The sequence below is a fragment of the Flavobacterium sp. 38-13 genome, from assembly GCF_001899155.1.
GTDB classification, from domain to species: domain Bacteria; phylum Bacteroidota; class Bacteroidia; order Flavobacteriales; family Flavobacteriaceae; genus Flavobacterium; species Flavobacterium lindanitolerans.
The window spans coordinates 87319-112108 of the sequence record NZ_MKVG01000003.1 but is presented as its reverse complement, the minus strand read 5'-3'; the positions used below and the strand labels follow the sequence as shown (position 1 = coordinate 112108).

At 37.7% G+C, this 24790-nt stretch carries 21 protein-coding genes; 12 read left to right on the top strand and 9 right to left on the bottom strand.

Annotated features, from left to right (window positions below; genetic code table 11):
- Window positions 1-224 precede the first annotated feature (224 nt).
- From thrS to BGO88_RS00945, 6 genes are all read left to right on the top strand, one after another.
- Window positions 225-2171 (top strand): threonine--tRNA ligase, encoded by a 1947-nt coding sequence (thrS, locus tag BGO88_RS00970; RefSeq protein ID WP_286705634.1) that lies wholly within the window; start codon window positions 225-227, stop codon window positions 2169-2171.
- A 23-nt stretch (window positions 2172-2194) separates the two neighbouring features.
- On the top strand, window positions 2195-2743 hold the full coding sequence (gene infC / locus BGO88_RS00965) for a translation initiation factor IF-3 (protein ID WP_082482234.1): 549 nt from the start codon (window positions 2195-2197) through the stop codon (window positions 2741-2743).
- A gap of 163 nt (window positions 2744-2906) precedes the next feature.
- Window positions 2907-3104, top strand: coding sequence for a 50S ribosomal protein L35 (gene rpmI, locus BGO88_RS00960; protein ID WP_014164268.1), 198 nt, complete (start codon window positions 2907-2909; stop codon window positions 3102-3104).
- A 160-nt stretch (window positions 3105-3264) separates the two neighbouring features.
- Window positions 3265-3609 (top strand): 50S ribosomal protein L20, encoded by a 345-nt coding sequence (gene rplT / locus BGO88_RS00955; protein ID WP_056072568.1) that lies wholly within the window; start codon window positions 3265-3267, stop codon window positions 3607-3609.
- 86 nt (window positions 3610-3695) lie between these two features.
- Window positions 3696-4265, top strand: coding sequence for a Crp/Fnr family transcriptional regulator (locus tag BGO88_RS00950; protein WP_286705633.1), 570 nt, complete (start codon window positions 3696-3698; stop codon window positions 4263-4265).
- Between the two features lie 77 nt (window positions 4266-4342).
- Entirely contained in the window at window positions 4343-4777 is a 435-nt protein-coding gene (locus tag BGO88_RS00945) for a carboxymuconolactone decarboxylase family protein (RefSeq protein ID WP_101472909.1), read from the top strand.
- 40 nt (window positions 4778-4817) lie between these two features.
- Here BGO88_RS00945 and BGO88_RS00940 read toward each other — a convergent pair whose 3' ends face one another.
- Together BGO88_RS00940 and BGO88_RS00935 are read right to left on the bottom strand one after the other, a co-directional pair.
- Complete coding sequence (locus BGO88_RS00940) at window positions 4818-5660, bottom strand: isoaspartyl peptidase/L-asparaginase (RefSeq protein WP_286705632.1); 843 nt, start codon at window positions 5658-5660, stop codon at window positions 4818-4820.
- Window positions 5661-5662: 2 nt separating this feature from the next.
- Window positions 5663-6532, bottom strand: a complete 870-nt coding sequence (locus BGO88_RS00935) for a cyanophycinase (RefSeq protein ID WP_056072581.1) — start codon at window positions 6530-6532, stop codon at window positions 5663-5665.
- Between the two features lie 296 nt (window positions 6533-6828).
- Between BGO88_RS00935 and cphA the strand changes: the two genes are divergently transcribed.
- The 3 genes from cphA to BGO88_RS00920 all read left to right on the top strand — a co-directional run bounded on the left by cphA (window position 6829) and on the right by BGO88_RS00920 (window position 13182).
- On the top strand, window positions 6829-9453 hold the full coding sequence (gene cphA, locus BGO88_RS00930) for a cyanophycin synthetase (RefSeq protein ID WP_286705631.1): 2625 nt from the start codon (window positions 6829-6831) through the stop codon (window positions 9451-9453).
- Between the two features lie 110 nt (window positions 9454-9563).
- On the top strand, window positions 9564-11297 hold the full coding sequence (locus BGO88_RS00925; RefSeq protein ID WP_286705630.1) for a T9SS type A sorting domain-containing protein: 1734 nt from the start codon (window positions 9564-9566) through the stop codon (window positions 11295-11297).
- A 139-nt stretch (window positions 11298-11436) separates the two neighbouring features.
- Window positions 11437-13182, top strand: a complete 1746-nt coding sequence (locus BGO88_RS00920; protein WP_286705629.1) for a T9SS type A sorting domain-containing protein — start codon at window positions 11437-11439, stop codon at window positions 13180-13182.
- Between the two features lie 51 nt (window positions 13183-13233).
- On the opposite strand, the gene BGO88_RS00915 is transcribed toward BGO88_RS00920, so the two are convergent.
- The 7 genes from BGO88_RS00915 to tgt form a co-directional block, all read right to left on the bottom strand.
- Window positions 13234-14145, bottom strand: coding sequence for a glutaminase (locus BGO88_RS00915; protein WP_286705628.1), 912 nt, complete (start codon window positions 14143-14145; stop codon window positions 13234-13236).
- Window positions 14146-14167: 22 nt separating this feature from the next.
- Window positions 14168-15430, bottom strand: a complete 1263-nt coding sequence (locus BGO88_RS00910; protein WP_286705627.1) for an asparagine synthetase B — start codon at window positions 15428-15430, stop codon at window positions 14168-14170.
- 83 nt (window positions 15431-15513) lie between these two features.
- Window positions 15514-17058 (bottom strand): replicative DNA helicase, encoded by a 1545-nt coding sequence (dnaB, locus tag BGO88_RS00905; protein WP_286705626.1) that lies wholly within the window; start codon window positions 17056-17058, stop codon window positions 15514-15516.
- Window positions 17059-17199: 141 nt separating this feature from the next.
- A complete protein-coding gene (locus BGO88_RS00900) occupies window positions 17200-18153 on the bottom strand; it encodes an acetyl-CoA carboxylase carboxyltransferase subunit alpha (RefSeq protein WP_056072599.1) in 954 nt (317 codons plus the stop codon).
- A gap of 120 nt (window positions 18154-18273) precedes the next feature.
- The gene (locus tag BGO88_RS00895) at window positions 18274-19188 is read right to left on the bottom strand and encodes a DMT family transporter (RefSeq protein ID WP_277016266.1); all 915 of its coding nucleotides are present in this window, start codon (window positions 19186-19188) and stop codon (window positions 18274-18276) included.
- Window positions 19175-20251 carry an LptF/LptG family permease gene (locus tag BGO88_RS00890; protein WP_101472915.1) on the bottom strand — a complete coding sequence of 359 codons (1077 nt, stop codon included), beginning with the start codon at window positions 20249-20251 and terminating at the stop codon, window positions 19175-19177. Before BGO88_RS00890 ends, BGO88_RS00895 begins: the two co-directional genes overlap by 14 nt.
- A 34-nt stretch (window positions 20252-20285) precedes the next feature.
- On the bottom strand, window positions 20286-21416 hold the full coding sequence (gene tgt, locus BGO88_RS00885) for a tRNA guanosine(34) transglycosylase Tgt (protein ID WP_286705625.1): 1131 nt from the start codon (window positions 21414-21416) through the stop codon (window positions 20286-20288).
- Between the two features lie 252 nt (window positions 21417-21668).
- On the opposite strand from tgt, the gene BGO88_RS00880 reads away from it, so the two are divergent.
- The 3 genes from BGO88_RS00880 to BGO88_RS00870 all read left to right on the top strand — a co-directional run.
- On the top strand, window positions 21669-22844 hold the full coding sequence (locus BGO88_RS00880) for a tetratricopeptide repeat protein (RefSeq protein ID WP_286705624.1): 1176 nt from the start codon (window positions 21669-21671) through the stop codon (window positions 22842-22844).
- A 104-nt stretch (window positions 22845-22948) separates the two neighbouring features.
- The gene (locus BGO88_RS00875) at window positions 22949-23800 is read left to right on the top strand and encodes a transketolase (RefSeq protein ID WP_277016261.1); all 852 of its coding nucleotides are present in this window, start codon (window positions 22949-22951) and stop codon (window positions 23798-23800) included.
- Between the two features lie 71 nt (window positions 23801-23871).
- On the top strand, window positions 23872-24790 hold a 919-nt coding region (locus tag BGO88_RS00870; protein ID WP_286705623.1), incomplete at its 3' end, for a transketolase family protein.

Below are 24790 nucleotides of genomic sequence, written 5' to 3'. Positions count from 1 at the left end.
CTTTTTTTTGATATTTTCTTAACCAAAAAGCTAACTCCCTGCGAAACACTACTTTGAGTTGAAACTTTTTTTTGACCCTCGCCACCAATCCTTAACAAAACCTTATTCAACCATTACTTTCGCCCCTTAATCACAAAAAACATATCGCACCTATTATATATACGTATATATATATTGTATGTATTTTGAGAAACTTCTATATTTGCGGACATAAATTTTATACGATGATAAAGATTACGTTACCCGATGGGTCAGTTAAGGAGTTTGCACAAGGTGTAACTCCGATGGATGTTGCGAAAAGCATTAGTGAAGGATTAGCCAGAAATGTTATTTCTGCTTCTTTTAACGGAACTACTGTTGAAACGACGACATCACTAACGACGGACGGGTCACTCATATTATATACATGGAATGACATAGAAGGTAAAAAAGCGTTCTGGCATTCTACATCCCACGTTATGGCTCAAGCCTTAGAGGAGTTATTCCCTGGAATCAAACTAACTTTAGGACCGGCTATTGATAACGGGTTTTATTATGATGTAGATTTTGGGGACCAAAAGATTACCGATGCTGATTTTAAAAGAATCGAGGATCGTGTTCTTGAAATTTCCCGCGAAAAGCACGAATTCAAAATGCGTTCTGTTTCAAAAGCAGAAGCATTGGCTATATATAAGGACAACGAATACAAGACTGAATTAATCCAGAATCTTGAAGACGGAACAATTACATTCTGCGACCATGCTAATTTCAGCGATTTATGCCGAGGTGGACATATTCCAAATACAGGAATCATCAAGGCCATGAAAATCATGAGCATTGCCGGTGCTTATTGGAGAGGAGACGAGAAAAATAAGCAATTGACCCGCGTTTATGGAATTTCATTCCCTAAACAGAAAGACCTGACTGATTATCTTGAATTGTTAGAAGAGGCCAAAAGACGTGACCATAGAAAACTAGGAAAGGAATTGGAATTGTTTGCTTTTTCACAAAAAGTGGGACAAGGTCTTCCATTGTGGCTACCAAAAGGCGCTGCTTTGAGAGACCGTTTGGAACAGTTCCTAAAAAAGGCACAAAAGAAAGCGGGTTACGAACAAGTAGTAACACCACATATCGGACAAAAAGAATTGTATGTAACTTCAGGCCACTATGAAAAGTATGGCGCTGATAGTTTCCAGCCAATCCACACCCCTGCTGAAGGCGAGGAATTTTTATTAAAACCGATGAACTGCCCTCACCACTGCGAAATCTTCAATGCAAGACCCTGGTCATACAAAGATTTACCTAAGCGTTATGCAGAATTTGGTACAGTATATAGATATGAGCAGTCGGGTGAGCTTCACGGCTTGACCCGTGTTCGCGGGTTTACTCAAGATGATGCGCATATTTTCTGTACTCCGGAGCAATTGGATGAAGAGTTCAAAAAAGTAATCGACCTGGTACTTTATGTATTTGGTTCTTTAGGATTCGAAAACTTTACCGCTCAGATTTCCTTAAGAGACAAGGAGAACAGGTCTAAATATATAGGTACGGAAGAAAACTGGGAAAAGGCAGAAAACGCGATTATCAATGCAGCAAGAGACAAAGGGTTGAATACTGTTGTTGAATATGGCGAAGCGGCTTTCTACGGTCCTAAACTGGATTTCATGGTAAAAGATGCCTTGGGAAGACAGTGGCAGTTAGGAACCATCCAGGTAGACTATAATCTTCCGGAGCGTTTTGACCTGACTTACAAAGGTTCTGACAACGAATTGCACCGTCCTGTAATGATTCACAGAGCACCATTCGGATCGATGGAGCGATTCATTGCTATTTTGCTGGAACATACAGCTGGAAATTTCCCGATTTGGCTAATGCCGGAACAGGCTATTATATTGTCTTTGAGCGAGAAATATGAAAATTATGCGAAAAAAGTTTTAGATTTGCTAGAAAATCACGAAATTCGCGCCCTAATTGATAATAGAAACGAAACAATAGGCAAAAAAATCAGGGAGGCTGAAGTACAGAAATACCCATTTATGCTGATTGTAGGCGAAGAAGAAGAGAAAAACGGAACCGTTTCTGTACGTCGTCACGGACAGGAAGGTAAAGGAAATATCAGCGTTACAATTGAAGAATTTGCCGCTATTGTCGATGAAGAAATAAAAAAGACATTAAAAACATTTGGAGTTTAACTTAAAATTTTAGAGCCATAGCAATAAGAAACAACAGAGGTCAACAACCTCGAGTAGAAAAGAAAGATGCACACAGAATCAACAACCTGATTCGTGTCCCGGAAGTACGCCTTGTAGGAGACAACGTAGAGCCGAAAGTTTATAAGACTTCTGAGGCACTAAGGATGGCAGAAGAGCAGGAACTTGACCTGGTTGAGATTTCTCCGAATGCAGAACCTCCGGTTTGTAAAATCATGGATTATAAGAAATTCCTTTACATGCAAAAAAAGCGCGAAAAGGAATTGAAAGCAAAATCTACTCAAATTACAGTAAAGGAAATTCGTTTCGGTCCGCAAACAGATGAGCACGATTACGAATTCAAAAGAAAGAATGCTGAGAAGTTCCTTAAAGAGGGTTCTAAGCTAAAAGCTTTTGTTTTCTTCAAGGGTCGTTCGATTATCTATAAAGACCAAGGACAAATTCTTTTATTGCGTTTGGCTCAGGATTTAGAGGAATTCGGAAAAGTAGAGGCTTTGCCAATTTTAGAAGGAAAGAGAATGATTATGTTCATTGCTCCTAAGAAAAAGAAATAAGTCAAAAAGTTAAAAGTCACAAAGAAATAAGTCATAAAGGAAAAAGTAGTAAAGTCGGATATTCAATATTAGCTTATCAACTTTAAGACTTTCAAACCTTAATACTTTGCAACTTTAGACTAAAGAATAAGTAAGTAAGACAATTCAAATACACTAGGAAAAGATGCCTAAAATGAAAACTAAATCTAGCGCCAAAAAACGTTTCAAAGTTACTGGTTCTGGAAAAATCAAAAGAAAGCACGCTTTCAAAAGTCACATTTTGACTAAGAAATCTAAAAAGCGTAAACTAGCGTTAACTCACTCTGCATTGGTTCACCAATCTGACGTGAAAAGCGTTAAAGAACAATTAAGAATTATCTAATACGTCGAAGGTTAGAAAGTCTTAAAGTCATTGACCTTAGATTTTACAACATTTGACTATAAATATTCTTTAGGTTAAAACAATTAAATAACCTTGGAGTACGGCTTATAAGATCCTTTGATTAAATTCAGGACGCCTGCTACAAAAAAACATTAAAATTATGCCAAGATCAGTAAATTCAGTTGCTAAAAGAGCAAGAAGAAAAAAGATAATGAAGCAAGCCAAAGGTTTCTTTGGCAGACGTAAAAACGTTTGGACAGTTGCGAAAAACGCGGTTGAGAAAGCAATGGCTTATGCTTACCGCGACAGAAAACAGAATAAGAGAAATTTCCGCGCTTTGTGGATTCAACGTATCAACGCTGGAGCCAGATTGGAAGGAATGTCTTATTCTCAATTCATGGGTAAAGTAAAAGCTAACGGAATCGAATTGAACAGAAAAGTTCTTGCAGATTTGGCTATGAACCACCCTGAAGCTTTCAAAGCTATACTTAACAAAGTAAAATAAACGTTTTATAAATCTATTTGTCTTACTTACTTATAAAGAAACCATCTCGAAAGAGGTGGTTTTTTTGTTATTGCTATATTTGCCTTATGAATCCTTTACTTCAACATATACGAAAGTTTATTGCTTTAGACGATCGGGAAGCGGAAACCGTACTATCGTATTTTGAAACCGAAAGTTTCAGGAAGAAGCAGATTATGTTGGAAGAAGGGCAAATCTGCAACAAACAATATTTCATCACAAAAGGATGCGTGCGCTTTTATATCAACAACCGTAAAGGTGTTGAACAGACCTTGCAATTTGGAATTGAGAATTGGTGGATTGCTGATTATTTGAGTTTCCAGGAACAAATTCCTTCTCATTTTTACATACAGGCCATAGAACCCATTGAGACACTTTCTATAGATCGCAAATCGTTTGAAGCTTTATTACTGGAATTACCTAAACTCGAAAGATACTTCCGGTTAATCATTCAAAAATCATTTGGCGCTTCGCAAACCCGAATCAAATATCTCTTTACGATGTCTGCCGAAGAACGCTACCATCACATGAATTCAAGATTTCCTGAATTTATACAGCGCGTTCCACAATATATGCTTGCCTCCTATCTTGATTTTTCTCCTGAATTTCTGAGTAAAATCAGAGCCGGCAAAGTCTAATCTGTTTTCTTGAAGTACTTCAAGTTTTTTCCAATCCATCTTACGGAACTTTGTTGTGAACTTTAAAACACATCAAAATGGAAACCAGAGTAAATATTTTAAAAACGGCTCCTGAGGCCTATAAAGCAATGATGGGGTTAGAGAAATTCCTTGCTTCTACTTCATTAACCCCAATCCACAAAGAACTCATCAAAATCCGCGCTTCGCAAATTAACGGTTGTGCCTACTGTATTAATATGCATACGAGAGACGCCCGCAAAATGGGTGAAACCGAGCAAAGAATCTATCTGTTGAATGCCTGGAGAGAAACCCAACTCTATACAGAAGAAGAGCAGGCAATTTTAGCCATGACCGAAGAGATTACCCTAATCCAGAATCACTTGTCAAAAGCTACCTACGACAATGCCCGAAGATTATTTGACGAAGAATATATTGCTGCTATTATTATGATGATTACGACAATCAATGCGTGGAACCGCATCGCAATTTCTACAGAAATGGCATTAGACTAAATGAAAAAAGCCCGGCAATTGCCGGGCTTTTTTATAGTTTCTATTGAAAAACTTCTTCTGTAGTTCCATCGTAACTGGCAAACACCATACTCGGATGTGAATCCTGATGGCAGATTGTTCCATCTTTATCAATGGCAATTGCACCGGCAAAACCGTCAAAAGGTTTCAGTTCCTTAAATGTTTTTTCAAAGGCCTGTTTTAAAGAAAATCCATCGGTTACACGGGTTACGATTTTAGCTGCGACTGCTCCGCTTACAATATCTTCGCCAACACCGGTCAGGCTTACACCACAAAATTCATTGGCATAATTTCCTGCAACGGTAGCCGAATCCGATATCCTTCCCGGCATTTCAAAGCCTTTGCCTCCGGTTGATGTCGCAACAGCTATTTTTCCTTCACCGTCTAAAGCAACACAGCCAACAGTTCCGGTTCCGGTAGCTTTTACTTTTGCCTCATACTCTGTCCTTCTTTGAGGAATTTCTGTAGAAAACACTTCAAAACCATGCTTTCGGGCAAAGTTTGTTGCGCCACTCCCACCCAAAACCTTATCGTCATAATTCTGCAAAATCCGGGCAACCTGGATTGGATTCTTTACTTCCTCAATATTAATGACTCCGCTCATCTTGTGTGTTGAACCATCCATTAAAGAGGCGCTCATCCTGATTTTCCCATCACTTTGGATCTGGGAACCTATTCCGGCATTGAACAGTTCATCATCTTCCAGAAGAGAAACCGCATACACCACTGTTTCTAAAGCAGAATGCGTCTTTAGAAATTCATACGAATCTTTTACGATACGCAACAAAGCATTTTGCTTGGCTACTTTGGTTTCCTGGCTGGTGGATGACTCCGAAAAGAATCCTCCGTGGATTATAATTTTCATTCCTAAACGTATTGAGAGGATTGGATGTGCATTTTATTCGTTTTGAGGTCGTAGGTATCATATTTGCTCATCACGTGTACAATCAGGTTGTTGATTGAGATTGGCTGTCCGAGTTCAACCTGCGTAAGATTGGTATCTTTTATTTGATGTCCGTCAACCAGAATAACCAATCCTGAACCTATAGCTTCCATTTTGTCATCTATAATCAGCAGTCCTGTATCTTCTCCCAATCCTACTCCCAGCACTTTAGGATTTCCTACAACTGCCTGAAACAGTCTTCCAATTCTTCCCCTTTGAACAAAATGCGTATCAATAATAACATCGTCAATAAGTCCAAGTCCGCTCGTAATTTTTACTTCTCCTTTTAATAATGCTTCAGAACTGCTTCCCTGATAAATCATATTGTTAGAAGCTGCTGCGGCTCCTGCTGATGTTCCGGCATACACAAAATCTTCATTTTTGTATTTATCAAGAAGTATATCGTGGAATTCTGTTCCTCCTAAAATAGAGGTCAATCTTAACTGATCACCTCCTGTAAACATGACAACATCTGCATCCCTGAGTCTTTTCAGTATTTCAGGATCTGTTGCCTGTTCTCTCTTTTCAATATGAAGAACGTCGACATTGGTTGCATTCAGATATTGCAATGCTTTTACATATTCAGGACCTACTTCTCTGGGTATTTTTGAAGCCGTAGTGATGACTTCTATTCTTGATTTTTCTTTGTGTTTTGATTCGGTCAAAAGCCTTTTTAAAATTCCTGTTTCAAAGAAATTCAGGTTATTGGCTACATTGGCATCAAAACTGGCTTCTGTAAAACTTCCTTTATCTACAGCACCTCCAATGATCATTAATTTTCCTTTTATATTCATTTCAAATGGTATGTGAATTCCGTAAAAATAACCAAAAACTTAAAAAACGCAATTAAACGCGTAATATTTATTTAAACTTTTGACAATTTAGCCCAAACAATAGTTTTATAGTAAAAATTTAAAAAAATTTTGATTGATATTTTAAAAAAATTATTTTAGTAGAAATTTATTTTAATTTTTTTAACGAAATCCGTATACAATAGCTACTATCCTGTAGCAAACGGCACACAATAACCTATAATTCCTTACATGCTAAACAATTACACTTTTAATTAACTTACTTAACCCATCCGTTTATGAAAATACTTAAAATACAAGCCTTACGCGGGCCAAATATTTGGAGCGTCCGCAGAAAAAAATTAATCCAGATGCGTTTGGATCTTGAAGAAATGGAACAATATCCAACGAATAAGATCGACGGATTTAAAGAGAGAATCGAAGCCATGTTTCCCACCATGTATGAACATCGATGTTCAGAAGGTGTACCCGGAGGTTTTTTCATGCGAATTGAAAGAGGGACATGGATGGGACATGTTATTGAACATATTGCTTTGGAAATCCAGACATTGGCCGGAATGGAAACCGGATTTGGAAGAACCCGCGAAACCAAAACTCCCGGTGTTTATAATGTAGTTTTCAGTTATACGGAAGAAAACGTGGGGCTTTTTGCCGCTGAATCTGCCGTAGCAATTGCCGAATCACTGATAGCCGGCACAGATTATGACCTGGAAGCCGATATTCAAAAAATGCGCGAAATCAGAGAACGCGACCGTTTAGGACCAAGTACAGGAAGTATTGTCGAAGAGGCCGTTACCAGAGATATTCCGTGGATTCGTCTGGGAACTAATTCTTTGGTGCAGTTGGGTTATGGCATTAATCAGATGCGTTTTCAGGCAACAATTACCTGCAAGACAAGTAGTATTGCAGTAGATATTGCCTGTAATAAGGAGGAAACCAAAAGGATGCTGGACAATGCCTCTATTCCTGTGGCCAAAGGTTCTATTTGTGTAGACGAAGAAGACTTGCAAAATACGATTGATAAAATAGGTTATCCTATTGTTATAAAACCTTTGGATGGCAATCATGGAAAGGGAGCTTCTATTAATGTGACGAATTATGAAGATGCAAAAGCCGGACTGGCCTATGCCCAAAAATACAGTCGCAGGGTTATTGTAGAAAAATTTATCACCGGATTTGATTTCAGGGTATTGGTGATTGACAATAAAGTAGTTGCAGCCGCACAAAGAGTTCCTGCCCACGTTAAAGGAAACGGCACCAATACTATTGAACAGTTAATTGAGATTGAAAACCAGGATCCACGCAGAGGTTACGGACACGAAAACGTACTTACAGAAATTACGGTAGATCGCGATACGACTGATCTTTTGGAAAAGATGAATTATACTTTAGAAACTGTTCCCCGTAAAGGAGAAATTGTCTATCTGAAATCTACTGCCAACCTGAGCACCGGTGGAACTTCTGTTGATGTTACCGATATGATGCATCCCGAAAACATCTTCCTTTCAGAACGAATTTCCAGGGTTATCGGATTGGATATTTGCGGTATTGATATTATGGCCGAAAATCTGACGCAACCTTTGAACGAAAACGGCGGTGTTATTTTAGAGGTTAATGCAGCTCCCGGTTTCAGAATGCACCTTGCCCCTTCTGAAGGATTGCCAAGAAATGTTGCTTCGCCTGTAATCGACATGCTCTATCCGCCAGGAAAGCCAAGCCGTATTCCTATTATTGCCGTTACTGGAACGAACGGGAAGACTACAACAACCCGACTCCTTGCCCATATCGTTAAAAATAACGGATATAAAGTTGGATTCACTACTTCCGACGGTATCTACATCCAAAACCATATGCTGGAAAAAGGTGACACAACCGGGCCTATCAGTACCGAATATATTCTTAAAGACCCTACTGTAGAGTTTGCCGTATTAGAAACTGCCCGTGGCGGAATACTCCGTTCCGGCCTTGGTTTTAGCCGTTGTGACATTGGCATCATTACCAATATTTCTGCCGACCATTTAGGATTGAGTGATATTGATACGCTTTCGGATTTGGCACGTGTAAAGAAAGTTGTTGTCCGAAGCGTAAAAAAAGACGGCTGGGCTATCTTAAATGCCGATGATGAAGAGTGTGTAAAAATTGCCTCTGAACTGGAATGCAATGTGGCTTATTTCAGTATGGATGAAGAGAATCCGCTGATTAAAAAGTTAGGAAAAGAAGGAAGAATTGTAGCTGTTTATGAAAACGGATATATTACTATAAAAAAAGGCGATTGGAAAATACGCGTTGAAAAAGCTGCGCATATTCCGCTTACGTTAGGCGGAAAGGCAAAATTCATGATTGCCAATGTACTTGCAGCTACCCTCGCATCCTATTTATGGGGCTTTAAGACAGAGGATATCAGCCTTTCACTTCAAACCTTTATTCCAAGCGTTGCCCAAACTCCGGGACGTATGAACATTTTTGAATTCAAAAAATTCAAAGTCATGATTGATTTCGCCCATAATCCTTCAGGATATATGGCTATTGAAGATTTACTGAACAACATCGAGGCTTCCCGAAAAATAGGAATTATTGCAGGTGTGGGCGACAGACGTGATGAAGACATCAAGGAATGTGGAATGATTGCAGGCAGAATGTTTGACCATATTATTATCCGACAGGAAAAACATCTCAGAGGAAGAACGGAAGAAGAAATCATCAATTTGATTTTGGAAGGAATCGAAGAATCCGGAAGAGATATCACCTACGAAATCATACCTAAAGAAACCGAAGCAATTAAACATGCCATCAATAGTGCCGATGAAGGAACTTTTATAACCGCATTAAGTGATGTCGTAACCAATGCCATCGAAATTGTCCAGCAATATCTCGATAAAGAAAATGAGGATGGACTAATTTAAATCATAAAAAGCTGTTTAGTGAAAATTCATTAAACAGCTTTCTTTTTTATAATTATTTTAATTAATTAGTATATTTACATCCACATACCTAACTAATCCCTAAAATAATTATGAATAAAACTACATTACTGTTCTTTTTATTAAGTTTTTCTATCTATGCTCAAGATTCAGATTGGAGTTGGGCCAAGGGTTATGAAAATTTAAATGCCGGTACAATTACCGGTTCTTTTATGGACAATCAGAAAAACATCTACCAAATTGGATCCTTCAGTTCTACTTCAGTAACAATCGGAGAAACCGTGATTGCAAATTCCAGCGAGGCACCAGTCAATCCAAACGTGAAATATATGGATGCGTATATCTCTAAACACGATTCTGAAGGAAACCTTTTATTTGTCAAGCATTTTACCGGATCAAAATTTGAAAACCTGACTTCTATCGCTTACGACAACAATAACAGTTTTTATGTTACCGGACATTATAACGGTAACATAACGATTGGCAATAGTACTTACGAAGCCACAGACAATATGACCAAGAGTTTTCTCGCAAAATTAGACTTAAACGGCAATGTTATCTGGAGCAAGCCGCTTAATTTTAGTGGGAGTACACTCCTAAAATTCAAAGACAATAATCTATATATGGCAGGAATCCATTCCGGCGATACCTATTCGATTGACAATCTTACGACTCCAAGTGTTGGATATACGGCAGTAGTCAATAATATGGACAAAATATTTGTTGCCAAACTCGATTTATCTGGAAATGCAATTTGGTTAAAATCGTCTACTTATACAGGAACTGCTTCAATTAGCGACTTTCATAGATTAGGCACACAGATAAAAGGATTAGCAATAGACAATTTAGGTAATGTATATGTTGCAGGAGTTATTTTTTCACGCTCGTCAACTTTTGGTTCTATTACTATTACGAAAACAGTAACCAATAACAATTCAAATTTATTTATAACCAAATATGACAATGCGGGCAATGTAGCCTGGGCCAATACGGCACCAACAAATTCTTCAGCCAATAGTGTCGTTTCTGATCTTGCCACTGATAGCAATAATAACATCTATCTTCTGGGATATATCTATAGCTCTGCAACCAACTTTGGTGGAGTATCTCTTAATTTCCCTAGTAATTATGGGTCATTCCTAGTAAAATATGCTACAAACGGTAGTGTTCTTTGGGCAAAATCAGGAAAATTAGCTACAGACGCACAACCTAGTACAGGATTAGGATACAACTTTTTCGATCGTATGTATATTGACAGTACCAATAATGTGTATGTAACAGGAGTTTTTGCAAATTACATAAATTTTGGAAACAATATAACTTTTCAAACTAATAACTGGACGCCTAATCTTTTTTCTATAAAATATGATAGCAGCGGGAATGCCAGCGATTATTATAAAATAACAGAGGCGATTATCTCCAGATATCCTATAATTCTCGATATCACAGGGGATGTTTTTTATTATAGCGGACAAGTAAGCGATTCTAATTTTGTTTTGGGAAATACTACTATTAGTAATCCTACAACTAATCCATTTACATTTATAGCAAAAAGAGATAAAAGACTTAGTATTGAAGAACATTCTGGAAACAATTTTACTATCTATCCTAATCCATCCCAAGAGCAAATTTATGTTTCCGGATTAGATTCTGCAGAAAATAAGATATTCTCTGTATTCGATATGACAGGAAAAAAAATAAAATCTTTAGAATTTACAAATAATGATACGATTGCGATTGATGTCAAAGATTTAGCTTCAGGCACTTATGTTCTAAAGATAGAAAACGGTACTATCCAAAAAAACATCAAATTTGTAAAAAGATAAACGAAATAAAATAATGACAGGAGCCCAAATCTCCAACTGTTTGAAGTAATTATTCTATTTCAAACAGTTGGAGATTTTTTAAATCATTTAATTAATTCTTATATTTATTCCCTAAGAACTCCCTAAAAATTAAATAATAATGAAGAAAACTACTTTTTTTCTTTTATTTTTCTACACTTTTCTAAATGCTCAAACCTCTGATTGGAGCTGGGCCAAAAGTTTTCCAAATATCAATGTTGCCATTACTGACTCCTTCATGGATAGTCAAAAGAACATCTACCACATTGGTGTCTTCAATTCTGAAACATTAACTATTGGAGGAACTGTTATTACTAATTCCAGCGAAGTATCGCCAATTACCAATGCAAAATACCAGGATACTTATATTACCAAACATGATTCTGATGGTAACCTGCTTTTTGTAGAGCATTTTCCTGGATCAAAAATCGATGGTTTTACCTCGATTGCTTATGATAACAATAATCATTTTTATGTTACCGGATATTTTAATGGCAACATTACACTGGGTACAAACACATTACAATCCCAAAATGATGAAATGAAATCCTTTTTGGCCAAACTTGATTTGAATGGAAATGTAGTCTGGAGCAAAGTAATGGATTATCATGGTGCCCCTATTTTAAAATTCAAAGACAATAACCTATACCTTACCGGAACACATACGGGTAATACCTATACGATCGACAACATCACAACACCAAGTGCAGGTTACACAGCAGTTATAAGCTTTATGGATAAGGCCTTTGTTGCCAAATTTGACACTTCCGGAAATGCAATCTGGTTAAAATCGTCAACCTATAACGGAAGTTCTTCTATTAATGAGCCACACAGAGTAGGTACACAACCAAAAGCCATTACTGTAGACAATCTTGGAAATGTATATATAGCCGGAATGGTTTTCTGTAGGTCTACAACATTCGGTTCCATAACGATTAACAAATCCGTGACCAACAATAATGCTAATTTATTTATTACGAAATATGATAGTAACGGAACCGTTCTCTGGGCATCGTCCGCTCCAACCAATTCTACATCACACACTACCGTTACTGATGTAGTAACTGACAGCAACAATAATATTTTCCTATGCGGTCAGGTATATAACAGCCAAATTGGTTTTGGAGGAACTACGCTAAACATTGGTAGCGGCCAGGGCTCCTTTCTTACAAAATATGCCCCTGCTGGAAATGTACTTTGGGCGAAAGCTGCAAAAATAGCGACAGATACTCAGCCTGGCATAGGTAACGGAATGAATTCTTTCGAAAGGCTATTTGTTGATAGCAATAATAACATTCATGTTACAGGTATATTTATAAAAATTATCAATTTTGGAAATAATTTTGTTTTTGAAAACAATAACAATACGGGTATTAGCAATCTGTTTTCTGTAAAATACGATACGAATGGAAATCCAAGTGATTTTTATAAAATTACGGAAGCCAATAATTCCAGAGAAATTAAAATTCTGGATGTTTCAGTTAATGAAAATGTGTATTACTATCAAGGAAGAACACCTGAAAGTGCTCTGCTTCTGGGAGATATTACAATTGCCAATCCTGCCAATCTCCAACTTACTTATTTTGGAAAGAGAGACAAACGTTTAAGTACAGAAGAACATTTTGTAAAAAACTTTATGCTCTATCCAAACCCATCGCAAGAGCAAATTTATATTTCCGGCATGGCTTCTCCATCCGAAAATATGTTTTTCACTATTTATGACATGGGCGGAAAGAAAATAAAATCTCAAGAAGCTACAAATGAAGACATAATGACCATCGATATTAAAGACCTGGCTTCAGGAAGCTACGTTTTGAAAATAGAAGGTGTTACTGCTCAAAAAAGCATACAGTTTGTAAAAAACTAAGGTATTCTAAATAGTCAAAAAAGTCACAAGTTAAACTTGGGACTTTTTTTATTAGAAGATAGACATTCCAGTTTTAGTGGTAAACAATTCCAAAGCATTCATGCCCAGTTCTGAATTTCCTTTTTCATTAAGACGCGGATTCCAGGCTACTATTGTAAAATGCTTAGGAAACAGGGCTGCTATTCCTCCGCCAATACCACTTTTCCCGGGAAGCCCCACTTTATAGGTAAATTCTCCCGATTCATCATAAAAACCACAAGTTTGCATCAGGGCATTTAGTCGTTTGACATTACTTTTTGATAAAATCTGCTTTCTATCCATCGTTTTTCCTTCGTTGGCAAAAAAATAAAATGAATGTGCCAGTTCCTTACAGGTCATTTCTATGGAGCATTGGTGGAAATAAAAATCCAAAACTATTTCAACATCGTTTTCAATATTGCCAAACGATTTCAAAAAGTTAGCCAAAGCAGCATTTCTGTAACCCGTATCTTTTTCAGATTGTGCCACTTTTAAATTGAAGTCTATTTCCTGTGTACCCGAAATGGCCCTTATAAAAGCCAAAAAATCTTCTTTGGGATGTTTTAAATGCGAAACCAGCATGTCTGCTATAACTAAAGCTCCTGCATTTATAAATGGATTTCGGGGAATTCCTTTTTCAAATTCCAATTGTACCAGAGAATTAAAAGCCGTGCCGGAAGGCTCAACTCCTACTCTTTTCCAAATTTCTTCACCCATAAAAGAAAAAGCAAGGGCTACGGTTAACGCTTTGGAGACACTCTGTATCGAAAATTTTTCATTGCTGTCGCCAATTCCGAAGTCTTGCCCCTTAATTGTTGTGAGATGAATTCCGAATTTATCGGGATTTACCTTTGATAATTGCGGAATTGTTTGAGCAACATTCCCTATTTGCGGAAGTGATTTGGCTTCTAGGTAAACCTCTTGCAGTATTTTTTGATAATTCATTCCGTTAAAAATATTGGAAAGATTATGTTTTTAATTTTTTCTTTCTTGCTGCCGGGAACAGTACATTATTAAGTATCAGCCTATATCCGGGAGAATTAGGATGCAGGTCTAAAACCGTTGGAGCGTCACCCACTCTGTGCTGGTAGTCTTCCGGGTCATGTCCACCAAAATAAGTAAACATTCCTTTCCCTTTTGTGCCATGAATATATCTTGCTTCGTTGTTTACCTTATTTTCACCCATAACCAGAACACTTGATTTGATTCGATTGCTATCAAAAGATGTCGTCTGACCCATAAAACCCTTAACCAATTGCGTATGGTTCTGGCAAAGCATGCTCGGAATCGGGTCCCATTTGGCAGAATATTCCATGAGCGTAAAATAATCCTTTTCAGGCAGTACGTTTCTTTTCATTGTCATGTCAATATCTGAAAATTCATAAATAATAGGATTTCTTTCCAGTATATAGTCCTTAAAGGCAAAGCTGTTTTCATATTTTATCTTTGCCTGATAATTTGCTTCGCTTTCGTCTCCGTCAAACATGGGTTCGCAAATATCCACTCCATCGGCAGCCAGAGCAATATCAAAACTGTCAGTGGCAGAACACATGGCAAACATAAATCCACCTCCAATTACAAAATCGCGGATTTTTTTTGCAACAGCCAATTTCTCTTCCGAAACTTTACTATAGCCTAACTTTTTAGCCAATGCTTCCGCTTCTTTCTTTTGTTCAATATACCAAGGTGCATTTCTGTATGCCCCATAAAATTTGCCATATTGTCCCGTAAAATCTTCATGGTGCAGGTGAAGCCAGTCATACAGAAGCAGGCCATCTGCCAAAACTTCTTCATCATAAACCGGCGTAAAAGGAATTTCTGCATAGGTGAGTACCAATGTCACGGCATCGTCCCAAGGCTGTTTCCCTTTTGGAGTATATACTGCAATTTTAGGCGCCTTTTCCAAAACTACCGTTTCCATATTTTGCGAAGGGCTACTGATTTCATCCAAAATCTGATTGGCCTGACTGTCAGAAAGCAGTTCAAAACTGACCCCGCGAATCTGGCATTCTTTTCTGATTTCGGGAGCATCCGGAAGTAAAAATGAACCTCCCCTGTAATTCAAAAGCCAACTTACCTTATATTGCTTATCTAATGACCAATACGTTATCCCATAAGCTTTCAAGTGATTTTTTTGCGTAGTTTCGTCCATAGGAAGCAAAATGAATGAGGCCCAGGAAGGAACTGAGAGCAGGAAAAAAAGAAATAAAAAGGCTGTTTTTTTAAGCATTCCAAAGATTTTACTTCAAAGATAACGGTTTAAGGAAGCAAATTATAAAAAAATCCGCCTCATTGGGCGGATTTAACTCTATTTTAGAATGGCACATCGCTGTCGTCGTCAACATTGTTCATGTTACTACCAAAAGCTTCATTGGCAGATGGCAGATTTTTGGTCAGGAATGGTGCGTCCTGCATATTCATTTTTGATGGGAGGTCGTCGAAACCATCTCCAAATTCATCAAGGTTGTCAAATTTACCCAAACTTCCAATAAATTTAAGCCTCACGTTTTCCAAGCTACCATTTCTGTGTTTTGCAATGATAAATTCTGCCTGACCTTCTGTTGGAGAATGCTCATCGTCGTCCCATTCGTCAATTTTATAATATTCCGGACGATAGATGAACGAAACGATATCGGCATCCTGCTCGATTGCTCCCGATTCCCTAAGATCCGAAAGCAATGGTCTTTTACTGGAACCACGAGTTTCAACGGCACGGGAAAGCTGTGACAGTGCAATTACCGGAACGTTCAATTCTTTAGCTAGTGCTTTCAGGTTTCGGGAAATTGTAGAGATTTCCTGTTCACGGTTTCCGCCTCCTTTTCCTCCTCCGCCGGCAGTCATCAACTGAAGGTAATCAATAATTATAAGTTTAATTCCATATTGTGAAGCCAGACGTCGCGCCTTGGCACGCAAGTCAAAGATGGAAAGCGATGGGGTATCATCAATATATAATGGTGCTTTTTCAAGGTTTTTCACCTTGATACTAAGCTGTTCCCATTCGTGTTTTTCTAATTTTCCGGTACGTAATTTTTCAGATGACAGTCCTGTTTCGGAGGAAATAAGACGGGTAATCAACTGTACGGATGACATCTCCAGAGAGAAAACCGCAACGGCATGATTAAAATCTATGGCAATATTTCTCGCCATCGACAAAACGAAAGCCGTCTTACCCATACCCGGACGTGCAGCAATAATAATCAAGTCACTTGGCTGCCATCCTGAAGTCACTTTGTCTAACTTTTCAAAACCGGTAGCAACACCGCTCAGACCTTCTTTATTGGCAATCTCCTCAATTCTTTTCTTTGCCTGGATTACCAAACTCTGGGCTGTTTCAGAACTTCTTTTGATATTTCCCTGAGTAACTTCATATAGTTTTGATTCTGCCTTATCCAGCAGATCAAATACGTCTGTAGTCTCATCATAAGATTCTTCAATAATTTCGGAAGAAATTTTTATCAGGCTTCGCTGAATAAATTTTTGAAGAATAATTCTGGAATGGAACTCAATATGTGCTGAAGATGATATTTTCTGCGTTAGTTGAATCAGATAGAAATCACCTCCTGAAAGATCCAGTTTTGCATTCTTTTTAAGCTGAGCCGAAACTGTTAATAAGTCAATGGGCTGTGAATCGTTGAAAAGCTGTACGATTGCTTCAAAAATATACTTGTGGGCTTCTTTATAGAAAGCGTCGGGCTGGAGAATATCAATAACCTCATCCACCCCTTTTTTATCAATCATCATAGCACCCAAAACAGCTTCTTCCAATTCGACAGCCTGTGGTGGGAGCTTACCTTTTTCAAGATTGATTATGGTAGTTTTATCTACTCTAACCGGGTTTATATTTCTGAGATTTTCCATAATGCGAATGTAGCCAAAATTAAAAGAAAGTGCCTTTTGATTTGTTAGCCACTTTTGTTTATAAGTATTAAAATTGTGTTGATAACCAAAAAAAAATCCGAAACCACGGGGCTTCGGATTTAGTTTCGATTTTAGTAAGGTTTACTCTTTAAATTCGCCCATTTTGCTGTATTTGTCCATTCTTTGGGCCACTAATTCAGCTGTTGATAAGTCTTTTAATTCGTTATATCCTTTCAATATGTATTTTTCAACAGATTTAAACGTTGTTTCCCTGTCATAGTGGGCTCCACCCAGCGGTTCCGGAATAATATCGTCAATCAGTTTTTGTTTTTTCATGTCAAATGAAGTCAGTTTTAAAGCTTCTGCTGCCTGCTCTTTAAATTCCCAGCTTCTCCATAAGATAGAAGAGCAAGATTCCGGAGAAATTACTGAATACCATGTGTTTTCCAACATATAAACTTTATCTCCAACACCAATTCCTAAAGCTCCTCCTGAAGCTCCCTCTCCAACAATAACTGTGATGATAGGAACTTTAAGACGAATCATTTCTAGAATATTTCTTGCAATTGCTTCTCCCTGTCCTCTTTCTTCTGCTTCTAATCCAGGATATGCTCCCGGAGTGTCTACTAAAGTAATTACCGGAATACCGAATTTTTCTGCCATTTTCATCAAACGCAATGCTTTACGGTAGCCTTCCGGATTTGCCATACCAAAATTACGGTACTGGCGTGTTTTTGTATTATATCCTTTTTGCTGGCCAACAATCATAAATGACTGTCCACCAATTTTACCCAAACCTCCAATCATCGCTTTGTCATCCTTGAAACTTCTGTCTCCAAAAAGTTCCAGAAAAGTATCACCGCATAATGCATGCACGTGATCCATAGTATAAGGACGGTTAGGATGTCTTGACAACTGAACGCGTTGCCAGGCAGTTAGGTTTTTGTATATATTTTTTTTAGTTTCTTCCAGTTTCTTTTCAATCTGCTTGCAAGTATTCGATACGTCAACGTCTGATTCTTGGCCAATTACCTGGCATTTGTCTAGTTGGTCTTCAAGTTCTTTTATTGGGAGCTCAAAATCTAAATATTCCATAGGACTTGTGCATTTTTTGTTTAGTTCGAACTGCAAAGATAGGATTTTCATTTAAGAACAAAAGCTAATTTCCGAAAAGATTTAGCCTCTTTTTGTCTTAAAAAATCAAATCGGCATTCCTTATGAATTGCTTTGTTTATCGGATAAAAGCGATTTTTTAGCTGTATAATTTTTTAAAATTCCATTCAAAATAACTGTTGCCAGAATGATGACCGCACCAATATAAAAGGCAGGACTCATCTTTTCCTTATCACCTAAAATAATGTAAGCCAGCATAATACCATAAACAGGTTCCATATTAGTAGTAAGCATTACGGTATAGGGTGTAAGTTTTTTCATGACATTTACCGATGCTGTAAAGGCATAGGCCGTGCAAACGGAAGAAAGTACCAGCAGTAAAATCCAGTCATGTTGAGATACGGAAAAGAATTCAGCCGTAAATTGCCCATCATATAACAAATAGAGCGACACAAAAAAGACACCGGCAAAAAATTCATAAAGCGTAATTACGGAAGGGTCATACTTTTGTATCAGCTTGCCATTAAAAAGTGTAAAAGTAACACCCAGAAAAACGGAAATCAGCGCATAAACCATTCCCAAAACATAATGTGTTTCTACCTGCATAATCATTAACAGTCCGCCAATTATAATTAGTCCGAAGAACACTTCATACCACAACATTTTTCTATTAAAAAATATCGGTTCCATGATAGATGCAAAAAAAGCTCCGGTTGAAAAAACAGCCAGGGTAATCGAAACATTGGAAACGTTAATTGCCTTGAAGAAAAATATCCAATGCAGGGCTATAATCAGCCCCACGCTAATCAGATGGAAAAATGATTTTCCGGGAATGCGCCATGGTTTTTTGGTTACCAAAACGTAGATAAGCATAAATATCCCTGCCAGAAGCATTCTGTACCATACCACAGGCGCTTCCTTTATTGTAATGAGTTCGCCAAGTATTGCTGTAAATCCCCAGATAAAAACAATCAGGTGGAGATTCAGGTAGCTTTTGAGATTGTTATCTTTTTGCATTTCGAAGCAGGTAAATCGCTAAAATTCCAAAGACAAAATTTGGAAGCCATACGGCTATAAATGGCGGTATGCTTGATTTTTCAGCCAGAGTTCCGAAAATCTTGTCAAAAAAGATAAATGTAAAAGCAAGACCAATACCAATAGCCAGATTCATCCCCATTCCTCCCCTTCTTTTCATAGAAGACACGGCAACCGCAATAATAGTCAGGATGAAAGCCGAAACTGGAAGGCTATATTTTTTATACAATACAACAAGATAAGTGTTGATATTTGACGAACCCCGTTCTCTTTCTTTATCGATAAAGTCATTCAACTCTCCTAAAGTCAGTGTTTCTGCAATGTAAATTACCGGTGTCAAATCTTCAAGGTCGAACTTGAAAACAGTATCTTTTTTCGCAGATGTCTCTAACCTATCATCAAATTCGCCAACTATTCTTTTTTTATAGTTGTACAAAGAGTAAGTAGTATCTTTTTGGTTAAAATGAATACGAGATGCATTTATAGCAAAATCGAGCTTGTTATCTTTAAATTTCTTCAGTGAAAAATCAAAAGCTGTCTTAGAATTGATATTAAAATTACTCACATAGATAAATTCACCCGGGCTGATTTCACGGTAAACGTTAGTGGTTTCCCTGGTTTTGTTATTCCCTTTGAGATAGGTATATCTAAAATCGTTAAAACCCTGGCTTGCCTTTGGGACAATAAAAAATCCCATCAATAAGGCAAAAACTGATACAATCGTGGCTCCAATCAGGTAAGGACGTAAGAATCGCTGAAAGGATATTCCGGAACTTAAAATTGCAATAATTTCCGTATTGTTAGCGAGTTTGGAAGTAAACCAGATAACGGAAAGGAACAGAAAAATAGGAAAAAGAAGATTGGCAAAATAAACCGTAAAGTCCACATAATATAGCGCTACTTTCCCGAAAGGCACTTTATTCTGGATAATTTTATTGACCTTTTCGGACACGTCAATAACAATCCCAATGGGAATAAACAGAAACAGCATCACAAAAAATGTGGCCAGATACCTTTTCAGGATATACTTGTCGATTATCTTCATTTTTCTACCAGATTCTAATCTTATTATGAATTTCTTATAATCTTTGGTCCATCTGTTTCACCATCATTTCTTTCCATACGCGGAAATCTCCCGCTAAGATATGTTTTCTTGCTTCACGAACCAACCACATATAGAATCCTAAATTGTGAATTGTAGCGATTTGCTTTCCAAGATATTCATTTGCAGCAAAAAGATGGCGTAAATAGGCTTTTGTATATTCTGTATCGACAAAAGTGTGTCCCATTTCATCAAGTGGAGAAAAATCAGACTCCCACTTTTTATTTTTAATATTGATTGTACCATGAGCCGTGAACAGCATCCCGTTTCGCGCATTTCTGGTTGGCATCACACAATCAAACATATCAATTCCAAGCGCAATATTTTCCAGAATATTGATAGGAGTACCTACTCCCATCAGGTATCTGGGCTTGTCTTTTGGCAGGATTTCCGTAACAACTTCAGTCATTGCATACATTTCTTCAGCTGGCTCACCAACCGAAAGTCCTCCAATAGCATTTCCCTGCGCTCCGGCATTTGCGATATATTCCGCTGACTGCTGTCTTAAATCCTTGTATGTACTTCCCTGAACAATTGGGAAAAAAGTCTGTTCGTAACCATATTTATAAGGCACTTTGTCCAAATGGCTGATACATCTGTCAAGCCATCTGTGTGTCATATGCATCGAACGCTGCGCATAACGGTAATCACACGGATAAGGAGTACACTCATCAAATGCCATAATAATGTCTGCCCCTATTGTTCGTTGAATTTCCATTACATTCTCAGGTGTAAAGACATGATAGGAACCATCAATATGCGATTTGAACTTCACACCTTCCTCCTTGATTTTTCTGTTGGAAGAAAGAGAATACACCTGATAACCGCCTGAATCTGTCAGTATATTTCTGTCCCAATTCATAAATTTGTGCAGCCCGCCTGCTTTTTCAAGAATATCAGTCTGCGGTCTTAAATACAAGTGATAGGTATTTCCTAAAATAATATCGGGATTGATATCATTTTTCAATTCTCTCTGGTGTACGCCTTTTACGGAAGCAACTGTTCCGACCGGCATAAAAATAGGCGTTTCAATAACACCGTGATCCGTTGTTATTTTTCCGGCTCTTGCCTTTGAATTCGGATCATTTTGTAATAGTTCAAATTTCATTCTTTTCTCTTTATCCCAAACTTTGGGAGGCAAAGATAATTTATTTAAGATTTATCATTTTAGATTTATGATTTAATTTAACATCCTATCTGATAAGCGTGCTGTATGTATGTTTTTGAAACCTATAAAAATGTTACTATCAGTTTTTTAAGCTGATGAAAACTCATTTGCTTTAAGAAAAAAATTTATTGCTATTTTTAGACCGAAATGTAATTACCCCCTAAGCATTTTTCTTGCCAAATCCTGATAGATATGAAAACACAATTGATGGCTGAATTGCTTGCTATTTTTTTAATCTCCAGACCTTTTCTTACGGTCTTTCACGAACTTGGCCACGCAATTCCTGTTATCTTAATGACTGGCGAACGCGCCACTATCTTTCTTGGTTCCTATGGCGATACCGACAAAAGTTTTCGGTTGGCAATTGGCAAGCTTGAAATCTGGATAAAATACAATCTTTTCAAATGGAAAGGAGGACTGTGTGTTCCACATGCCAGTAATATTTCAATCAACAAAAAAATTGTTTACACGCTTACCGGTCCGTTGGCCTCTCTTTCTATTGCATTAATTTCCTGCTACATCGCTTTTACTTTCAGGCTAAAAGACTTCCTGTCATTTCTTTTTCTGATTTTCTTACTGCTTTCTATTTTTGATTTCTTAAAAAACATTATCCCAAGCAACCAGTCCATTACGCTTTATGATGGCAAAATTGGACATAATGATGGCACCTCGCTAGTCAGGCTTTTTCGTCATAAAAAATATCCCAAACAATATTTTGACGCTATTGATTTATACAATAACAAGCAATATACCGAAGCCGCTATTGTTTTTGACACCATACTTTCCAATGGACTAAAAGATCAGGACACCTATCGCTGGGCTATTTACTGCCATCTTTTAATCAAAAATTACCGTAAGGCCAAAAGTTATTTTGATGAGTTCAGAAAACGGTTCCAAATGAATTCTGAAGACTATTCCAATCTGGGTCTTATCTACTCCCATTATGAAAACCATGAAAAGGCAATGAAACTCTATGGCATATCTCTAAAACTAAACCCTATGAACAGCTACTCGTTAAACAACAAAGGCTATACGCTAAATATTCTTGAAAAATATGAGGAGGCAATTACTTTTTTTGACAGGGCATTGGAAATCGATAAATCTTTTGCCTACTCCTATAACAACAGGGGGTTTTCAAAAATAAAGCTTGGCCGAATGGAAGAAGGACTTAATGACCTTAATCAATCGTATGAGTTGGATCCATACAATCCTTATTATTTTAGAAATCTTGGAATTTATTATCAGGAAAGAGGCGACTATCAAAAAGCACTGGAATTATTCCTGGAAAGTAAATCGTTAGACAATTATACTTACAATATTGATACATTAATTGTAGAAACGCAGAAATATCTGAATCAAAAAGCCTAATGACAAGATTTACGCCTTGTTCTTTGTGAAATTCTAAAAATTCAGATACCAAAAAATCCAAATATCTGATTATCTTTGCGCCAGTTTAAATTTATCCTATAAGAATGAAACCTAACACACAACAATTAAACAACTTAACTATTCAGGTACGCAGAGATATTCTCAGAATGGTTCATGCTGTAAACTCAGGACACCCGGGCGGTTCACTAGGCTGTACAGAATTTCTTGTCGCACTTTATCAAAATTTAATGGATCGCAAACCAGGTTTCGATATGGATGGAAAGGATGAAGATATCTTCTTTTTGTCAAACGGACATATTTCTCCTGTTTTCTACAGCGTATTGGCAAGAAGCGGTTATTTTCCGGTATCTGAACTGGCTACATTCCGCCACATCAATTCCAGATTACAAGGCCACCCAACAACACACGAAGGCCTTCCGGGCATTCGAATGGCTTCCGGTTCTTTAGGACAGGGAATGTCTGTTGCTATTGGTGCTGCACTAACAAAAAAACTGAATAAGGATTCTCATTTGGTTTACAGCCTTCATGGTGATGGTGAATTGCAGGAAGGGCAAAATTGGGAAGCAATGATGTATGCTTCGGCTTACAAAGTCGATAATTATATCGCTACAATTGATTTAAACGGAAAACAAATTGACGGTCCAACTGACGAAGTCTTAAACATGGGAAGCATCAGAGCCAAATTTGAGGCTTTCGGGTGGGATGTTTTAGATATTGAGAAAGGAAATGACATTGAAGCTATTATTGCAGGTATGACCGATGCAAAATCAAGAACAGGAAAAGGAAAACCTGTTTGCGTATTGCTACATACTGAAATGGGTAATGGTGTAGATTATATGATGTATAGCCACGCCTGGCATGGAAAAGCTCCAAATGACGAGCAACTGGCAAATGCTTTGGCGCAAAACTATTGTGAAGGCGAAAGCGATTACTAAAAGGCAGTAGGCTTTAAGCAGTAAGCTTCAAGTTATTGCCAACAGCCTATTCGTATATCAAAAAGACAAAAATGAAAAAATATATCAATACAGGAAATAAAGATACCCGCTCTGGTTTTGGTGCGGGACTGACCGAGCTTGGTCAAAAAAATGAAAATGTTGTTGCCCTTTGTGCTGACTTGATTGGTTCATTAAAAATGGACGATTTCAAAAAGAACCACCCGGAACGTTTCTTTCAGGTTGGAATAGCGGAGGCAAACATGATTGGAATTGCTGCAGGTATGACTATTGGCGGGAAGGTTCCTTTTACAGGAACATTTGCCAACTTTTCTACAGGAAGGGTATACGACCAGATTCGTCAGTCTGTTGCTTATTCTGATAAAAATGTAAAAATATGTGCTTCACACGCAGGACTTACCCTGGGAGAAGACGGAGCTACTCACCAAATTCTTGAAGACATTGGTTTGATGAAAATGTTGCCAGGCATGACCGTAATCAATACCTGCGATTACAACCAGACTAAAGCGGCTACAATTGCTATTGCGGAACACCACGGACCGGTTTATCTTCGTTTTGGACGTCCATCGGTTCCAAATTTTACTCCGGAGAACGGCACATTTGAAATAGGAAAAGCGGTATTGCTTAACGAAGGAACGGATGTAACTATTGTGGCTACAGGGCATTTAGTATGGGAAGCATTGGTAGCTGCCGAAGCATTAGAAGCCAAAGGCATATCTGCCGAAGTAATCAATATCCATACTATTAAGCCTCTTGATGAGGAAGCTATCCTAAAATCACTTGCCAAAACAAAATGTATCGTTACTGCCGAAGAGCATAACATTCTTGGCGGTTTGGGAGAAAGTGTATCAAGAGTATTGGCTTTGAACAAGCCTGCTCCACAGGAATTCGTTGCCGTAAACGACAGTTTTGGAGAGTCCGGAACTCCGGATCAATTGATGCAGAAATACAAGCTAAACAATCAGGCAATTG

What these genes read in the sequence shown, in the direction of transcription:
- thrS (WP_286705634.1), top strand. Translation starts at nt 225, where the DNA reads ATGATAAAGATTACGTTACCCGATGGGTCAGTTAAGGAGTTTGCACAA.
- rpmI (WP_014164268.1), top strand. Translation starts at nt 2,907, where the DNA reads ATGCCTAAAATGAAAACTAAATCTAGCGCCAAAAAACGTTTCAAAGTT.
- rplT (WP_056072568.1), top strand. Translation starts at nt 3,265, where the DNA reads ATGCCAAGATCAGTAAATTCAGTTGCTAAAAGAGCAAGAAGAAAAAAG.
- BGO88_RS00950 (WP_286705633.1), top strand. Translation starts at nt 3,696, where the DNA reads ATGAATCCTTTACTTCAACATATACGAAAGTTTATTGCTTTAGACGAT.
- BGO88_RS00945 (WP_101472909.1), top strand. Translation starts at nt 4,343, where the DNA reads ATGGAAACCAGAGTAAATATTTTAAAAACGGCTCCTGAGGCCTATAAA.
- BGO88_RS00940 (WP_286705632.1), bottom strand. Translation starts at nt 5,660, where the DNA reads ATGAAAATTATAATCCACGGAGGATTCTTTTCGGAGTCATCCACCAGC.
- BGO88_RS00935 (WP_056072581.1), bottom strand. Translation starts at nt 6,532, where the DNA reads ATGAATATAAAAGGAAAATTAATGATCATTGGAGGTGCTGTAGATAAA.
- cphA (WP_286705631.1), top strand. Translation starts at nt 6,829, where the DNA reads ATGAAAATACTTAAAATACAAGCCTTACGCGGGCCAAATATTTGGAGC.
- BGO88_RS00925 (WP_286705630.1), top strand. Translation starts at nt 9,564, where the DNA reads ATGAATAAAACTACATTACTGTTCTTTTTATTAAGTTTTTCTATCTAT.
- BGO88_RS00920 (WP_286705629.1), top strand. Translation starts at nt 11,437, where the DNA reads ATGAAGAAAACTACTTTTTTTCTTTTATTTTTCTACACTTTTCTAAAT.
- BGO88_RS00915 (WP_286705628.1), bottom strand. Translation starts at nt 14,145, where the DNA reads ATGAATTATCAAAAAATACTGCAAGAGGTTTACCTAGAAGCCAAATCA.
- BGO88_RS00910 (WP_286705627.1), bottom strand. Translation starts at nt 15,430, where the DNA reads ATGCTTAAAAAAACAGCCTTTTTATTTCTTTTTTTCCTGCTCTCAGTT.
- dnaB (WP_286705626.1), bottom strand. Translation starts at nt 17,058, where the DNA reads ATGGAAAATCTCAGAAATATAAACCCGGTTAGAGTAGATAAAACTACC.
- BGO88_RS00900 (WP_056072599.1), bottom strand. Translation starts at nt 18,153, where the DNA reads ATGGAATATTTAGATTTTGAGCTCCCAATAAAAGAACTTGAAGACCAA.
- BGO88_RS00895 (WP_277016266.1), bottom strand. Translation starts at nt 19,188, where the DNA reads ATGCAAAAAGATAACAATCTCAAAAGCTACCTGAATCTCCACCTGATT.
- BGO88_RS00890 (WP_101472915.1), bottom strand. Translation starts at nt 20,251, where the DNA reads ATGAAGATAATCGACAAGTATATCCTGAAAAGGTATCTGGCCACATTT.
- tgt (WP_286705625.1), bottom strand. Translation starts at nt 21,416, where the DNA reads ATGAAATTTGAACTATTACAAAATGATCCGAATTCAAAGGCAAGAGCC.
- BGO88_RS00880 (WP_286705624.1), top strand. Translation starts at nt 21,669, where the DNA reads ATGAAAACACAATTGATGGCTGAATTGCTTGCTATTTTTTTAATCTCC.
- BGO88_RS00875 (WP_277016261.1), top strand. Translation starts at nt 22,949, where the DNA reads ATGAAACCTAACACACAACAATTAAACAACTTAACTATTCAGGTACGC.